Here is a 13,253-nt window from a genome sequence, read left to right as displayed (position 1 = left end):
GGGAGTCTACCCGCGCGCCGGAAAAAGGGGCGCGGCGGACGTCACGGTCAGGCTGGCGGGGCACGAAAAAGAACCCCCCAGGCGGGAGGTTCGTTGAGAGTCTTGCCGGATTCAGAGGTTGCGCTTGGCGTCCTGCACGGCGTTCTTGGCGTCGGACTTCACGTCCTGCGCGGCGCCTTTTACGTCCGCCTTCACGTCGTTCGCCGCGCGCCCGGCGTCCTTCTTCGCGTCCTGGGCCGCGTTCTGCGCCTTGTTCGCCGCGCTCTGGGCGCCCGCCTTGGCGTCCTGCGCCGCGTCCTTGACCTCGACCGTCGCGCCGCTCACGGCGGCCTGGGCGTCACTCTTGGCCTGCTGGGCGGAAGCGGGAACGGTGGCGCCGCTCTGCTCGCCCATCCTCAGGTCCTGCGTGACCTGCTGGAGGTGGCCCGCGTTGCCCTGGGCCGCGTTCGCCGCGTCCTTGACGTCCGACTTCACGTCCTGCGCGGTGGACTTGGCCTCCCGCGCGAGGTCCTGGGCCTTGTCCCTGGCCTGGCCCGCGCCCTGCTGCACGTCGTCCTTGGCGCTCTGGGCGGCGGCTTTCGCGCCCTGTACCGCGTCCTGCGCCTTGTTCTGGGCCTGCTCGGCGGCCTGACGGGCGGCGTTGCGGGCCTCCCCGGCGGCGTCTTTCACCTCGCCCTTCACGTCTTTCGCCTCGCGCCCGGCGGTGGCGGCCACGTCGCCCGCCGCGTCCCCTACCTCGCCCGCCACCCGGGCCACGGCGGCCTTCACGTCGTCGGCGACCTGCTTGGCGCGGTCCACCCCGGCCTCGGTTCCGCCCGAGGCGGCGGCCTGCTGGACCTCGCCCGCCTTCTCGGCGATGACCTGCCCGGCGCTCACGGCGGCGTCCTTTGTCTTCTCCCAGCCCTGGGAGACGCTCTCGCCCACGTTCTCGGCGGCGTCCTTGAGGCCCAGCTCGCCGAGCTTCTGGTCGAGGGCCCGGCGGTTTTGCTCCCGGCTGAGGTAGTAGGCCCCCGCGCCGATCAGCGCACCCAACAGCAGGAGGCGTTTGAGGGGGAAGTGGCGGTCGTTACTTTCGGACATACGAGTCAGCCTAGTCCCCCCCGTCCGGGGGCGGATGAGGTCCTGTTCAGGCCGAATTCACGGCCCTTTCGCCGCCTCGGTCAGTCCCAGCCGCCCGGCCAGCGTGTCGGCGAGCAGCCACTCCTCGGGCTCCTGGGCGCCCTGCACCCGCACGAGGACGCACCCCCGGTCGAGGTAGAAGGCGACGATCTTCGCCCACGCCTCCTCCTCGTCCCCGGCCTCCTCCTCGATATCCAAGAGGGTCCCCCACACGTCGCCCTCCACCTCCGCGCTGCGCAGGGCCTCCGCGTGGCCGCTGAGCACGTAGGCGTCCACCGCCTCCTCGGGGAGGTACTCCGCCCCCGGCACGCGCCTCTGAAGCTGGTCGTCCCGCTCGTACAGGCCCGCCAGGAAAGCGTTCCACCCCGCCTGCGTCAGCTCCACCGTCTGCCCCCCCCCGCCCGTCTCGCCGCTCATGGCGGGCAGTGTACGGCGCGCCCGCGGGAGGAGGACGGGTCTTTGCCGATACTTCACGCGCTGGGAGGCATTCGGGGTCCCCAGCCCCTACACTGGGGCCAGTATGCCGAGCCTCTCCCCAAGGACCCTGCGGGGCGCCCTGACCCTCCTCGCCGCCCTCGCCCTGTGCCTCGCCCTGCTGACCCTGCTGAGCCACGCGGGCGCGCAGTCGGGCGGGGGCTTCGGGGGGAGCGCGGGCGGCGGGGGCGGCTCGGTGGGGGGCGGCGGGTACGGCGGCGGGGGTGGAGGGTACTCCGGCGGCTTCCCGGGCGGCGGGTACGGCGGGGGCTACGGGGGCGGGCCCGTGATCATCGGGGGAGGCGGCCCGGTCATCGTCGGCGGGGGCGGGTACGGCTACGGGGGCGGGGGCTTCGGGCTGATCGGCCTGCTCCTGTTCGGGCTGGTGGTCTTCTCCGTGGTGGGCTTCATGCGCCGCAGCCTGGGCGGGGGGGGCGGGGCGCAGACCCTCGGCGGCGGCGGCCTGGGGAGCCTGAGCGGCACCGCGCAGGCCGTGTGCGTGCAAATCCTGATGGCCGAGGGCGACGAGGTGAAGCGCTCGCTCCAGCGCGTGGCCCAGAGCGGAGACCCCGACACCAACGAGGGGTTGAGTCGGATGCTTCAGGAAGCCGCCCTCGTCGCCCTGCGCCACCCCGAGCGTTGGGTGTACGGCAACGTCGAGCGTGCCCAGGGATCGGCGAGCGCCGCCGAGGCCCAGGTGGGCGCCTGGGCGACCGAGGCCCGCGCCGCTTTCACCGAGCAGACCACGAGCAACTACCAGAACCGTGACGTGAACACCGGCTTCGAGCAGCGGGGCGACTACACCTTCCAGGGAGACACGGGCGACCTCTACCTCGCCGTGACCATCGCCGTCGCCGCGCACGCCCTCGCCTCGCTGCCGCCCGCGGGCGTGACCACCGCCGGGGAGGCCCGCGCCGCCCTGAGTGCGATCAGTTCGGTCAGCCCCGGCGACCTGATCCGCGCCGAGGTCGTCTGGAGCCCCGACGCGCCCGGCGAGTTCCTGAGCGAGGACGAGGCGATCTTGAAGTACCCCAAGCTCACGAAGCTGTAGGGTTGGGCGATGCGGAAACTGATCGTGGGCAACCTCGTCACGCTCGACGGCTACTACGAGGGAAAAGACCGCAGCCTGGACGCCCTCTTCGACCATTTCCACCCGGACTACGCGGGCGACCAGACCTTCGACGGCTACATGGCCGAGCGGATGCGCGCCGCCGACACCCTGCTGCTCAGTGGCCGCACCAACTTCCTGGGCAACATGCGGTACTGGACGGGCGTGCCAGACGACCAGGGTGCCACGGCAGTGCGGCGGGAGATGGCGGAGCTTCAGAGGCAGATGGAGAAGATCGTCGTCTCCGACCACCTCACACGCGAGGAGCTGTCGCCGTGGGATGGGAACACGCGCATCGTTAAGGTGGCGGACGCCGCCCGGGAAGTCGCCGCGTTGAAACAGGAGCCGGGCCGTGACGTGTTTATGTTCGCGGGCCGTGTGCTGTGGAATCATCTCCTGGCGCACGACCTGGTGGACGAGCTGCACCTGATGATCTTTCCGTTGGTCGCGGGGGAGGGGACGCCTTTGTTCGTGGGGCGACCGCCCGTATCCCCCAAGCTCCTGCACACCCGCACGTGGCAGGGGTCCGGGAATATCCTCGCCTGTTACGGGATGACCCGCCCGAAGGGGTGAGCCGAACTTCGTACCGCTGTAAGCCGCAGGGGGCGGCAGGGGCGGAGGTCATGCTCGACCTCTTCTTGTTCCCATGTACCACCTCCCCCGCCATGCGGTCTTGACTTTCACCCGCCTATCCTCCACACTCGTTTCACGTAACGAACGGGGAGGATATGGGACGACCGCCGAATCCGCAGGCCAAGGCCGATTTGCTCCAGCGCGCCGCCGCCTATGTGTTGGAGCACGGCCTGACCGACCTCAGCCTCCGACCCCTCGCCGCCGCCCTGGGGGTTAGTCCTCGCCTGCTGCTGTATCACTTCGGCTCCAAAGAAGGGCTCGTCGTCGAGGTTTTGTCTGCCATCGCCGCTCAGCAGCAAGTCGCCCTCGCCGCGGTGGACCCCGCTGCCGACCCCGCCACGCGCCTCGCCGTGCTTTGGGCGCGGCTCACCTCCCCCGAACTCACGCCTTTCCTGCGCTCGCTGTTCGAGGTGGAACTCCACGCCATGGGCGGGGACGAGCACTACCGACACTTCGCGCGGGGCGCCATCGCCGCCTGGCTGGGCGTGGTCGCCGCGCACCTGCGCGAGGACGTGCCGGGGCCGACCGTCAACGTCGTGCTGGCCGCCTTGACGGGGCTGTTGATCGACCGCTTTTCGACTGGGGACGAGGAGCGCACCGACGAGGCGTTTCGCGCGCTCAAAGACGCGCTGCACGCAGGAGGTTTGTTATGACGACTGCCCCCCTTTCCTCACCGCCTCGCCCCGCCCTGCGCCTGCCGGTCCTCGTCGCGCTCGGAGCCGCGCTGTGGTTCCTGGCCGCGATGATGATCCGGTTCCTGGGACCGTCCGTCTTCGTGCAGGGCAGCGCCGCGCTTCCCCTGGTCTTTGTGCTCTCCCTGCCTGTCGCCTGGGCGTTCTTGTGGGTCGGCCTCACCCTCAGCGGCGCGAGAGGAGCGGCGGTCTTGCCCGCCGTGGTCGTCATGTCGTTCACCGCCATGCTTCTCGACGGCCTCGCCCTGACCTTTTTCCCGGCCCTGTACGGCCTGCCCCCCGCATCGCTCCTGCTGGCCGCAGCCTGGCTGCTGTGGGGCGTGGCCCTGACCCAGGTCATCGCCTTCGTGTGGCCCCGCCGCGCCCAGTGACCCGGGCGCTGGAAGGGCAGGAGTGAAAGCTCTGGCCCTCTTTTCCACCCGGCGTGCCCCGTAATTCCTCACCCGGTTTTTCACGCCCCCACACGCGATCATCCTCCCTGATGTCGCGCCGCCGACCCGAGACCAACTGGCCCCCGCCCCCCGCCGAGCCGGAGCGGTGCGGGTTGTGCGGGCGGGAGACCCCCGTGCTCACCGAGCATCACCTCGTCCCCAAATCGCAGGGTCGGCGGCAGGGGGTCAAGATCCACGAGCTGCCCACCGTGCCCCTGTGCCCCGCCTGCCACAAGTTCCTCCACCGCACCTTCACGAACGCGGAGCTGGCCGGGGAGTACAACAGCGTGGACGCCCTGCTCGCCCACGAGGACGTGCACCGGTTCGTCGCGTGGGTCCGCAAGCAGCCCGCGACGAAGGCCGTGCGGGTGCGGTAGAGGTCAGTCGTCAGTCGGAGCGGTCCTGCCAGGGTGGGACGGCGGCGATGCGGCCTGCCACCTCACGGACGAAGCGCACCGTCTCCGCAAAGTGGTCCTGATCGGGCGTCTGCGTTCCGCCCCCGTACCGCCAAGCCAGCGCCCAACTGATCAGGAAGTGCCACTCCGGCAGCCGCTCCTGCGCCCACAGCCCCGCCCGCCGCTTGGAGACCTGCTCGCCGTGGGTCACCGTGGAGAGCGCCCGGCACAGCGTCAGGACGGCGTACGCCTGCCCGCCGGGGTGGTGCATCTCCGTCACCCACTGGGGCCAGGCGTCCGCGTGTCCCCGAATGCCCGCCACGAACTCCGCCCGCGTGATCTCGGGAAGAAGCTCCAGCGGCGGTGGGCCAAACAGCGCGACGCCGCTTTGCCTCGCCGTATACCAGTTCACGAGGTAATGCGGCCCGGCTTTGAGGAGGTTGAGAGGTTCCCCCGGGCTGATCCGGATCATCACGCCGGGCTCGGTCCGGAACGTCCGCAGGGCGGCGAGCGGCACATAATCGACCTCGATGCGGTCGTTCCAGGCGGGGAAATCCTCCACGAGACGCGCGTGCATCCGGCCTAGCCCCTCCACGTCCTCTCCACCGACCCCGGAAGAGAGGGCCGCGAGCAGGTCCACGTCGCTGTGTGCGGGGTCGAAGTCCCCCGCGACGAGCGAACCGTAGAGATACAGGCCGACGAGACGGTCACCCAGAGCGTGCCGAATGTCCGCGCCCAGGCGGTCCAGCAACGCGCCGACCTCGGCGTTCGGCGGGGAGAGCATGGCGAGAGCCTAGCTGGTCAGGCCGCGTCGCTCACCCGTCCGGCCCCGCCCCTTGGTCTTTCCCTTATGTTGGGAGCGTGAATGGGGGGCGAAAGGTGTTGCTGTACGGCTTGGGGCGAAGCGGGCGGGGGGTGGCGCGGTTTCTCGCGCGGGAGGGGATGAGCGCCGAGTGGCACGACGCGCGGCCCTCGGACGAGGATAGGGCGCTCATGCGGGAGCTGGGCTTCGCGCAGGGCGACGCGGCGGGGACCTACGGGACGGTCGTGGCCGCCCCCGGCGTGCCCATCGACCACCCCGACCTGCTCGCGCTCGGGTCGCGCGGCGCGGAGATCATCGGGGAGGTGGCCCTCGCCGCCCGCAGGCGCCCCCACCTCCCGCTCGTCGGCATCACGGGCACGGCGGGCAAGGGGGGCACGACCGTCTTGACGGCGCACCTGCTGAGGGCGTGCGGCCTGAACGCGCGCGAGGGCGGCAACATCGACCCCCCCCTCCTCGACGTGGTGGACGAGGCGGAGGTCGGCGTCGTTGAGCTGTCGAGCTTCCAACTGGAGCGGGTGCCCGGCCTGCGCCTGCCCGTCGCGGTGATCACGAACCTCGGCGTGGACCACCTCGACCGCCACCGCACCGTGGAGGCGTACCACGCGGCAAAACTGAATATCACGGCGGGGCAGGAGGAGGGGGACGTGCTCGTCGTCCCGGCGGGGCTGAACGTGCCCACCCGCGCCATCGTGCGGACCTTCTCTCCCGAGCGAATCTCCCTGGCGGATGGCCGGGAGGTGCTGCCCGCCGCCGACCTCCCCGAAGGCCTCCACCCCGCCAACGCCGCCGCCGCCGTCCTCGCCGCCGAGGCCCTGCTGGAGCGGCTGGGCCGGGTGCCCGACGTGGAGACGCTGGCCGAAGCTCTCCGCACCGCCCGCCCGGTCGCGGGCCGCTTCGAGACGGTCGCCCGCGTGGGAGAGGTGCGGTTTATCGAGGACTCCATCGCCACCCGCACCATCGCGGTGGAGGCCGCCCTCACGCGCGCCACGCCTCCGGTTGCCTGGCTCGTCGGCGGGCGGGACAAGGGGGCTGACCTCGCTCCGTTGAGGGAGGCGGCGCGGGGCCGGGTGACGCGGGTCATCGCCTTCGGGGAGGACGGGGGGAAAATGGCGCAGGCTCTCGGCCTCCCCTTCGATCTCCTCCCCTTCGAGGCGGGGGTGGACGGTGACGAGGTAATGCGGCGGGCCGCTGCCCTGGGCCTCGCCGCGCTGGGCGGACCGGGCGGGCGGGGCACGGTGCTTCTCGCGCCGGTCGGGACGAGCTTCGACCTGTTCCGCGACTACCGGGCGCGCGGGGAGAGTTTCGCGCGGGCGGCGCGGTCGCTGGCCGGGCAGGGGGTAAAGGCATGAGCACCCAACTCGTGATCGCGCAGATTCTGCTGCTGACGCTGGGGCTGCTGGGGGTGGCGACGGCCCGCCCCGACCTGATCGTGGACCACGGGAGCAAGGCATTGATCGCGCTGGGGCTGACCTTCCTGGTGGCGCGGTTGCGGCCCAGCGTCTTCCTGCGCCTCGCCACGCCTTTCTGGCTCTTCACGCTGGTGCTGCTGATCCTGACCCTCTTTATCGGGCAGGGCACCGAGACGAGCCCGGGCACGAAACGCTGGCTGGAGTTCGGCCCGGTGCGCTTCCAGCCCTCCGAGCTGGCGAAACTGGGGCTGGTGTTGCAACTCGCGTCCTTCTTCTCGCGGCGGGGCGTGCAGCACAAGCTCATCAGCGCGACCCTGATGATCGTGTGCACGACGGCGCTCGTCCTCCTGGAGCCCGACCTCGGCACCAGCGTCCTGATGTTCGGGCTCGGCATCATCCTGATGTACGCCGCCGGGGTGCGGATCACCAACATCACGGGCTTTCTGCTCGCGCTGGGGCTGGTCGCCATCCCCTTCGCGGGGCGCTACCTGGAGACGCACCCCTATATCCTCGAACGCTTTTTCGGGCACGTGAACCGCGCCGAGAACCTGGAGGTCGGCCTGGACCAGATCGGCATGGCCCACCGCGACCTGAGTTTCGGCGGGCTGTGGGGCCTGGGCCCCGACGGTCCCCGCTACTGGTACTTCGCCGCCCACACCGACATGGTGGTCGCCTCGGTGGGCTTTTCCTCGGGCCTGCTCGGCGTGACCATGCTCCTCTTCGCCTACTGGCTGATCGTCTCCACCGCCCTCCAGGTCTCGCAGCTCGCCACCCGCGTGCGCCCGATGACCCCGCAGATTCACGGGGCGACCATCCTGGCGACGGGCGCGATGTTCATGGTGGTCGGGCAGGCCTTCGTGAACCTCGCCGTCGCGGCGGGCATCTTCCCGGTGACGGGCGTGCCCCTGCCCCTGGTGAGCTACGGCTTTTCCTCCATGCTCACCATGAGCCTCGCCCTGGGCGTGATCCACAGCGCCATGCGCGAGGTGCGGCGCCACCTGCCCGCCGCGGAGGAGGGCGCCGATCTGGTGGCGACGCCCGCGGACTGAGGCGGAGGGTCGAAGTCAGAAGGCCAGGGAGGGGGTGGGGGAGAGGTGGTCCCCGCCCCTCTCGTCATGAGGGAGAAAAGCCCCGCACCAGCGCGTCCAGCCCGCGCTCGAAGCCGCCCCGGGGACCGCTCGCCCCGAACTGGCCGCTGCGTTCGAGCTGGACGTAGCCGTGCAGGAAGGCCCAGTACGCCACTGCCGCCGCCGTGTCGTCCGGGTCCCCGGTGACGGCCCCGACGAGGTGCAGGACAACGTTCCAGAGATCCTTGCCCGGTCCGGGTCCGGCGGGCGCAGGCGGACGTGGGGCGAGCAGCAGGCCGTACAGGTGCGGGTGCGCCCGCGAATAGCCGAGGTAGGCGTGGGCGGCGGCGCGCAGGGCCTCCCCGGGAGGACGATCCCGGCTGGCTTCCCTCAGCGCGCCGTCCAGCGCGAGGGCCGCCCGATCTTCTAACGCCGCCACCAGGGCTGCCCGGTCGGGATAGTGCCGGTAGAGGCTGCTCGGGCGCACGCCCAGCCGCTCGGCGAGCGAACGCATGTTCAGGGCCTCCTCGCCTCCCCCCTCCAGCAGGTCGAGGGCCGTCTGGAGAATCGCCTCCGGGCTGAGCTTCGCCGGGTACACCATGCCGAACAGTGTACGTCTTGACGACGGAAAATTGAGGACACACGTTGCTCGGTCTCAAGACGAAGAGCGTTTGCCTTGAGAAGGAGGCGCCCCATGCGGCACACCCGTCACGGTCCGTATCTTCGTCGGCTCACCCGTTTGGGTCTCGTCAACGTCTATCTGGTGGGAGAAAAGGACGGTCTGACGCTGGTGGACACCGGGATCGGCGGAAGTGCGCCCGGCATCCTGAAGGCGGCTCGGACGCTCGGGCAACCCATCCGCCGCATCGTCCTGACGCACGCGCACGTGGACCACACCGGGAGTCTCGGGGCGCTGCACGCGGCCCTGCCCGATGTTCCCGTCCTGCTCTCCTCCCGGGAAGTGCGCCTGCTGCGGGACGAAAGGCAACTCGACCCGGACGAGCCCCTCTCTCCCCTGCGCGGCGGCTGGCGTCCCAGCACCGTCCCCGTGCGGCCTCTCCACCAGGGCGACCGGGTGAGGAGTTTGGAGGTCGTCGCCGCGCCCGGCCACACTCCCGGCCAGATTGCCCTCCTCGACACGCGCGACGGCACCCTGATCGCGGGAGATGCCTACCACACCGTCGGCGGCGTGACCGTCGTCAGCGAGCGCCGCCCGATCTTCCCCTTCCCGGCCCTCGCCACGTGGCACGCGCCCACGGCTCTTGCCAGCGCCCGCCGCCTCGCCGACCTGAATCCGGCCCGGCTCGCTCCCGGTCACGGGCGGGTGGTGGAGAACCCCGTCCCGGCCATGCGGGGCGCTGTGGCCCGGCTGGAAAACTAAAGGGCTAGCGGCGCTCGGGGTACAGCCACCCGCGCAACAGACGCGAGAGCAGCGGCAGCACCGGCCAGTTCAGGAAGACGGTCGCCAGCAGCGCCGAGGGCAGGATCGCGGCCCACCACGGCCAGCCCTGCACGAGCGGGCGGCACAACCACGTGAACAGCAGGATCAGGGGATACACGCCCGCGAAGCCCAGCACCACGTTCTTCCAGAGGGGCGGCGCGGCGGTGGGCCGGGCCGGGCGGTCGAACCACGCCTCCAGCCCCACCGACTCGCGGTAGTCGACCTCGCCCGCCGTGAACTCGGGCAACCGCTCCAGGGCCGCCTGATAGTCGGGAGACGCCCGCCACGCCGCCAGCGCCCCCGGCGAGGCGAAGCGCACCAGCGTCACGTACTCGGCCAGAGTGCCTTCCTGGCCCCGCAACACGTGAACCCCCACGAAGCCCGCCTGCCGCGCGGCCCGGGCGTGGAGGTCGGAGGCCCACGCCTCGTACTCGGGCACCCGCGAGGGCCGCACGAACTCCGTCACGACGAGCGTGACCCCCTCGCGGGCGGGTGGAGGGGCGGCGTCGGGCGAGAGAGGCAGGTCGGCCATCGGGAAGGCACTCTACCCCGGCGGGCGGAGGGCAGAAGGCCGAAAGCAGAAGGCAGAGGGCGCCCGGGAAGCCTTCGCCCTCTGCCCTCCGCCCGGTGCCCCTAGCTGCTGTGCAGTACGTTCATGATGTCGCCGTCTTGCATCACGTACTCCTTGCCCTCGGTGCGGACCCAGCCCTTCGCCTTGGCGCCCGCCCAGCCGCCCGCCTCGACCATCTTTTGCCACTCGATCACCTCGGCGCGGATAAAGCCCCGCTCCAGGTCGGAGTGGATCTCCCCGGCGGCCCCCGGCGCCTTCTCGCCGCGGCGGATCGTCCAGGCGCGGACCTCCTTCTCGCCCGACGTGATGAAGGTGATCAGCCCCAGCGTCTCGTACCCGACCTTCACGAGCTGGTCGAGGCCGCTTTCCTCCACGCCGAGGTCGTGCAGGAACTCGCGCGCCTCGCCTTCCGGCATCTCGGCGAGTTCGCCCTCGATCTGGGCGCTGATCTTCACGACCGAGGCGCCCTCCCGCCCCGCGTACTCGCGCACCTGCCGCACGGCGTCGTTGTCCTCTTGAAGCTCGTCCTCGCCCACGTTCGCCACGTAGATCACGGGCTTGGTGGTGATCAACCCGAAGTCCTTGGGGATCGGCGCGTCGTACGTCCCGGCGCGGGCGGGTTGGCCCTCCCCCAGCACGGCGAGAATCTGCTCGGCGAGAGCGGCCTGTTCGCGGGCGTCCTTGTCGTTGCCCTTGGCCTTCTTCTGGAGGTTGACGAGCCGCTTTTCGAGCCCCGCCAGGTCCGCGAGGATGAGTTCGGTGTTGATCGTCTCGATGTCGTCGACGGGATCGACCCTTCCGGCGACGTGGATCACGTTGTCGTCGGTGAAGCAGCGCACCACGTGGGCGATGGCGTCCACCTCGCGGATGTTCGCCAGGAACTGGTTGCCCAGGCCCTCACCCTGCGAGGCGCCCTTGACCAGCCCGGCGATGTCCACGAACTCGACGTAGGTGGGGATGATGGGCGGCACCCGCTCGCCCTTGGTGAAGACCTTGGAGAGTGCCGCGAGCCGTTCGTCGGGCACGGGGACCCGGCCCACGTTGGGCTCGATGGTGGCGAAGGGATAGTTGGCGGCGAGCGCCCCGGCGCGGGTGATGGCGTTGAACAGCGTGCTCTTGCCGACGTTCGGCAGACCGACGATTCCGATTGCAAGTCCCATAGTGTCTCCTGTCCGTGTCTTCCGTGGGCACCCGAGCCGGTTCGCGCGGCGTCGAGGGTGCAACCTCGGAAGTCTACCGTGGAGCGCCGCCTGACGGTGAGGCGGAGGAGGGGGTGCTACCCTCGCCCGCGTGACCCGCGCCGCCCCGCTCGCCTTCGTCACTGCCCGGCCCGTGTGGCAGCGGTATTTTCTCCTCGTCTTCGGTCTTTTCCTGTACGGCCTGAGCCTGCGCCTGATGCTCGACGCGCGGGTCGGCGTGGCCCCCTGGGAGGTGCTGCACCTCGGCGTCACCCGGCACCTGCCGCTGAGCATCGGCATGGTCAGCATCCTGACGGGCGTGCTCATCGTCGCCTTCACGGCGCTGCGGCTGCGGGAGCCCATCGGCCCGGGAACCGTGATCAACGTCCTCCTGATCGGCCTGTTCCTCGATGTGCTGGGGTCGCTGGTGCCCGACCCTGCGACCCTGGGCGGGCGCTGGGCGCAGTTCCTCCTCGGGGTGGGGCTGCTGGGGCTCGCCACGGGCACCTACGTCGCCGCCGGGCTGGGGGCCGGGCCGCGCGACGGGCTGATCCTGGGCCTGAGCCGGGTGACGGGCTGGGACGTGGCCCGGGTGCGCACCGGGATCGAACTCGCCGTGCTCGCCCTCGGGTGGGCGCTCGGCGGGCTGGTGGGCTGGGGCACCCTCGTCTTCGCGCTCGGCAGCGGCCCGGCGATGGCGGCGGGGCTCGCGCTCTACGGGCTGAGGCGCGGCCAGCCCCGGTAGGCGCGGAATCACGCCAGCCTGAACGAACATCGAAGGCGACCGCACACATGGAGCCGGGTTGACCGTTTAATGTCGAAGGGACACCGCACCCCCAGGAGGATTCACCCATGAGCGACCAGCCCCAGCCGCCCGCCCCGCCCGAAGCCGCCGAGAAACCCGTCAACCGCCGCGACACCCTGCGCCTGCTGGGGGTGGCGGGCCTCGTCACCGCCGCCGCGCCCCTCGCCCGCGCGCAGACGGCGGCCCCCGCGCAGGCGGCCCCGACCACCCCAGCCGCGCCCCTCAACGGCAACGGCTTCTACCGCCAGCGGGTCGGCGACTTCACCGTCTACGTCGTGAGCGACGGCACCGCCCCGCTTGCCGCCCTGCTGCCGACTTGGGGGGCCAATCCGGGCCGCCAGGAGGAGTTCACCGCGACCCTCGCCGAGTACGGGGTGCCCGCCACGAACACGGTCAACCACTTCAACCCGGTGGTCATCGAGACGGGGAGAAACCGCGTCCTGATCGACACCGGGCGCGGCGGCGCGAACGGGCAGCTCGTCGCCAACCTGCGCCGGGCGGGCATCGACCCGGCGGCCATCGACACGGTGTTCATCACCCACGGGCACCCCGACCACATCGGCGGCCTGACGACGGGCGGGCAGCCCACCTTCCCCGGCGCGCGGCACGTCATGGGCGCCTCGGAGTTCCAGTTCTGGACCACCCAGGCCAGCCCCAACGCCGCCGTGCAGGCCAACCTGATCGGCCTGCGCGACCGCTTCACCCTGATCCAGCCGGACGCCGAGATCGTCCCTGGTCTCACCGCCGTCGCCTCGCCGGGGCACACGCTGGGGCACCTCGCGGTGCGCGGCGGGAGCGGCGATCAGGGCCTGATGGTCTTTGGGGACGCCGCCGGGCACTTCCTCCTCAGCCTGCGGCACCGGGGCGCCTACATCGGCTTCGACACCAACGGCCCCCTCGCCGCCCGCACCCGCCAGCGCCTCTTCGATCAGGCGGTCGCCGACAAGATGTGGGTGACGGGCTACCACTTCCCCTTCCCGGCCCTCGGGCACATCCGCCGGATTGTCGCGGGGAACTACGAGTTCGAGCCGACGGTGTGGCAGTGGAGCTGAGCGGGGCCTGACATGAGGAGGGCGCGGGCGAGGAGATGGAGGCCCGCGCCCTTTC

At 71.1% G+C, this 13,253-nt stretch carries 16 protein-coding genes; 10 read left to right on the top strand and 6 right to left on the bottom strand.

What is annotated here, in order from left to right; all coding sequences use genetic code 11:
- Window positions 1-111: 111 nt before the first annotated feature.
- Together A7B18_RS13135 and A7B18_RS13130 are read right to left on the bottom strand one after the other, a co-directional pair.
- Window positions 112-1,080: a hypothetical protein gene (locus A7B18_RS13135; protein WP_102127147.1), complete on the bottom strand. Its 969-nt coding sequence runs from the start codon at window positions 1,078-1,080 to the stop codon at window positions 112-114.
- Between the two features lie 57 nt (window positions 1,081-1,137).
- Window positions 1,138-1,536: a hypothetical protein gene (locus A7B18_RS13130; protein WP_102127146.1), complete on the bottom strand. Its 399-nt coding sequence runs from the start codon at window positions 1,534-1,536 to the stop codon at window positions 1,138-1,140.
- Between the two features lie 103 nt (window positions 1,537-1,639).
- Between A7B18_RS13130 and A7B18_RS13125 the strand changes: the two genes are divergently transcribed.
- From A7B18_RS13125 to A7B18_RS13105, 5 genes are all read left to right on the top strand, one after another.
- Entirely contained in the window at window positions 1,640-2,644 is a 1,005-nt protein-coding gene (locus A7B18_RS13125) for a DUF1517 domain-containing protein (protein ID WP_102127145.1), read from the top strand.
- A gap of 9 nt (window positions 2,645-2,653) precedes the next feature.
- Window positions 2,654-3,274: a dihydrofolate reductase family protein gene (locus tag A7B18_RS13120; protein ID WP_102127144.1), complete on the top strand. Its 621-nt coding sequence runs from the start codon at window positions 2,654-2,656 to the stop codon at window positions 3,272-3,274.
- A gap of 155 nt (window positions 3,275-3,429) precedes the next feature.
- Window positions 3,430-3,987, top strand: coding sequence for a TetR/AcrR family transcriptional regulator (locus A7B18_RS13115; protein ID WP_102127143.1), 558 nt, complete (start codon window positions 3,430-3,432; stop codon window positions 3,985-3,987).
- The gene (locus A7B18_RS13110; RefSeq protein ID WP_102127142.1) at window positions 3,984-4,397 is read left to right on the top strand and encodes a DUF5367 family protein; all 414 of its coding nucleotides are present in this window, start codon (window positions 3,984-3,986) and stop codon (window positions 4,395-4,397) included. Before A7B18_RS13115 ends, A7B18_RS13110 begins: the two co-directional genes overlap by 4 nt.
- 110 nt (window positions 4,398-4,507) lie before the next feature.
- A complete protein-coding gene (locus tag A7B18_RS13105) occupies window positions 4,508-4,834 on the top strand; it encodes an HNH endonuclease (RefSeq protein ID WP_180970152.1) in 327 nt (108 codons plus the stop codon).
- 10 nt (window positions 4,835-4,844) lie between these two features.
- Here A7B18_RS13105 and A7B18_RS13100 read toward each other — a convergent pair whose 3' ends face one another.
- A complete protein-coding gene (locus tag A7B18_RS13100; RefSeq protein ID WP_245872871.1) occupies window positions 4,845-5,636 on the bottom strand; it encodes an aminoglycoside adenylyltransferase domain-containing protein in 792 nt (263 codons plus the stop codon).
- A 77-nt stretch (window positions 5,637-5,713) separates the two neighbouring features.
- On the opposite strand from A7B18_RS13100, the gene murD reads away from it, so the two are divergent.
- Together murD and A7B18_RS13090 are read left to right on the top strand one after the other, a co-directional pair.
- Window positions 5,714-7,024, top strand: a complete 1,311-nt coding sequence (gene murD, locus A7B18_RS13095) for a UDP-N-acetylmuramoyl-L-alanine--D-glutamate ligase (protein ID WP_245872870.1) — start codon at window positions 5,714-5,716, stop codon at window positions 7,022-7,024.
- Window positions 7,021-8,133: an FtsW/RodA/SpoVE family cell cycle protein gene (locus tag A7B18_RS13090; RefSeq protein WP_102127139.1), complete on the top strand. Its 1,113-nt coding sequence runs from the start codon at window positions 7,021-7,023 to the stop codon at window positions 8,131-8,133. Before murD ends, A7B18_RS13090 begins: the two co-directional genes overlap by 4 nt.
- Window positions 8,134-8,197: 64 nt before the next feature.
- Here A7B18_RS13090 and A7B18_RS13085 read toward each other — a convergent pair whose 3' ends face one another.
- On the bottom strand, window positions 8,198-8,752 hold the full coding sequence (locus tag A7B18_RS13085) for a TetR/AcrR family transcriptional regulator (protein ID WP_180970151.1): 555 nt from the start codon (window positions 8,750-8,752) through the stop codon (window positions 8,198-8,200).
- A gap of 93 nt (window positions 8,753-8,845) precedes the next feature.
- Between A7B18_RS13085 and A7B18_RS13080 the strand changes: the two genes are divergently transcribed.
- Window positions 8,846-9,532, top strand: coding sequence for an MBL fold metallo-hydrolase (locus A7B18_RS13080; RefSeq protein ID WP_102127137.1), 687 nt, complete (start codon window positions 8,846-8,848; stop codon window positions 9,530-9,532).
- A gap of 4 nt (window positions 9,533-9,536) precedes the next feature.
- Here the strand turns inward: A7B18_RS13080 and A7B18_RS13075 are convergent, their stop codons facing one another.
- Both A7B18_RS13075 and ychF read right to left on the bottom strand, forming a co-directional pair.
- Window positions 9,537-10,124, bottom strand: coding sequence for an antibiotic biosynthesis monooxygenase (locus A7B18_RS13075; protein WP_102127136.1), 588 nt, complete (start codon window positions 10,122-10,124; stop codon window positions 9,537-9,539).
- Window positions 10,125-10,225: 101 nt separating this feature from the next.
- Window positions 10,226-11,323 carry a redox-regulated ATPase YchF gene (ychF, locus tag A7B18_RS13070; RefSeq protein WP_102127135.1) on the bottom strand — a complete coding sequence of 366 codons (1,098 nt, stop codon included), beginning with the start codon at window positions 11,321-11,323 and terminating at the stop codon, window positions 10,226-10,228.
- Window positions 11,324-11,453: 130 nt separating this feature from the next.
- On the opposite strand from ychF, the gene A7B18_RS13065 reads away from it, so the two are divergent.
- Window positions 11,454-12,086: a YczE/YyaS/YitT family protein gene (locus tag A7B18_RS13065; RefSeq protein WP_102127134.1), complete on the top strand. Its 633-nt coding sequence runs from the start codon at window positions 11,454-11,456 to the stop codon at window positions 12,084-12,086.
- 107 nt (window positions 12,087-12,193) lie between these two features.
- Window positions 12,194-13,198: an MBL fold metallo-hydrolase gene (locus A7B18_RS13060; RefSeq protein WP_102127133.1), complete on the top strand. Its 1,005-nt coding sequence runs from the start codon at window positions 12,194-12,196 to the stop codon at window positions 13,196-13,198.
- Window positions 13,199-13,253 lie beyond the last annotated feature (55 nt).

It is taken from the genome of Deinococcus planocerae, from assembly GCF_002869765.1.
Classification (GTDB): domain Bacteria; phylum Deinococcota; class Deinococci; order Deinococcales; family Deinococcaceae; genus Deinococcus; species Deinococcus planocerae.
Note: the sequence above shows the minus strand (reverse complement) of the source record. Positions and strands in the feature narration are given on the sequence as shown.

Coding starts and splice junctions, on each gene's coding strand:
- A7B18_RS13115 (WP_102127143.1), top strand. CDS start 3,430: ATGGGACGACCGCCGAATCCGCAGGCCAAGGCCGATTTGCTCCAGCGC.
- A7B18_RS13080 (WP_102127137.1), top strand. CDS start 8,846: ATGCGGCACACCCGTCACGGTCCGTATCTTCGTCGGCTCACCCGTTTG.
- A7B18_RS13060 (WP_102127133.1), top strand. CDS start 12,194: ATGAGCGACCAGCCCCAGCCGCCCGCCCCGCCCGAAGCCGCCGAGAAA.
- A7B18_RS13085 (WP_180970151.1), bottom strand. CDS start 8,752: ATGGTGTACCCGGCGAAGCTCAGCCCGGAGGCGATTCTCCAGACGGCC.
- A7B18_RS13075 (WP_102127136.1), bottom strand. CDS start 10,124: ATGGCCGACCTGCCTCTCTCGCCCGACGCCGCCCCTCCACCCGCCCGC.
- A7B18_RS13105 (WP_180970152.1), top strand. CDS start 4,508: ATGTCGCGCCGCCGACCCGAGACCAACTGGCCCCCGCCCCCCGCCGAG.
- A7B18_RS13125 (WP_102127145.1), top strand. CDS start 1,640: ATGCCGAGCCTCTCCCCAAGGACCCTGCGGGGCGCCCTGACCCTCCTC.
- A7B18_RS13100 (WP_245872871.1), bottom strand. CDS start 5,636: ATGCTCTCCCCGCCGAACGCCGAGGTCGGCGCGTTGCTGGACCGCCTG.
- ychF (WP_102127135.1), bottom strand. CDS start 11,323: ATGGGACTTGCAATCGGAATCGTCGGTCTGCCGAACGTCGGCAAGAGC.
- A7B18_RS13110 (WP_102127142.1), top strand. CDS start 3,984: ATGACGACTGCCCCCCTTTCCTCACCGCCTCGCCCCGCCCTGCGCCTG.
- A7B18_RS13120 (WP_102127144.1), top strand. CDS start 2,654: ATGCGGAAACTGATCGTGGGCAACCTCGTCACGCTCGACGGCTACTAC.
- A7B18_RS13135 (WP_102127147.1), bottom strand. CDS start 1,080: ATGTCCGAAAGTAACGACCGCCACTTCCCCCTCAAACGCCTCCTGCTG.
- A7B18_RS13090 (WP_102127139.1), top strand. CDS start 7,021: ATGAGCACCCAACTCGTGATCGCGCAGATTCTGCTGCTGACGCTGGGG.
- A7B18_RS13130 (WP_102127146.1), bottom strand. CDS start 1,536: ATGAGCGGCGAGACGGGCGGGGGGGGGCAGACGGTGGAGCTGACGCAG.